Source organism: Vibrio sp. 1978, assembly GCF_033344345.1.
Map to the genome: position 1 here is coordinate 1 of NZ_JAWPOP010001119.1, position 501 is coordinate 501.

Sequence of the window (501 nt, forward strand, 5' to 3'; positions counted from 1 at the left end):
TAGGGTAGTAGCCATACCCCGGCTGCCATCGACGAAGTGCCGCTGGCTCAAAGCCCCAAACATTACTGCGCACAAACGTGCCTTCATCTTGGATGGTATCGGATACCGCTTGCTCGTAGCTGATCAGCGTTTGCGGAAATCGTGCTTCAATCGCTTTGGAATCGGCGATGTAGTCATGCTCTAACCCTGCGAGTAATGCTTTGCCGATGTTTGCTGGCACAGAGGTGACCAAACCGAGCCAGTACGATGCCATTTTGGGGGTAAGCAACGGTGTCGACCACAGCCGATAAGGCTTGTTGGTGATTCGGCAAATGATTTTAAACTGCTCGCGGTAGCTGAGTGTATCTGGCCCACCAACTTCATAAATTTGGCTTTCTTCTGGGGGTGATGCTTCGGCCAACTGCAATAAATAGTGATTGAGGTTGGGTAGGGCGATGGGGTTGGCTTTTGAGTCGACCCATTTAGGCGCAATCAAAATAGGTAAGTTGTAGACAAAATCTC

Annotated in this window: 1 pseudogene; it reads right to left on the reverse strand. The window is 50.3% G+C overall.

The features are described from left to right. Positions 1–501 (reverse strand): annotated as a pseudogene (locus tag R8N49_RS30960) (NAD(P)-dependent oxidoreductase); the annotation flags it as partial.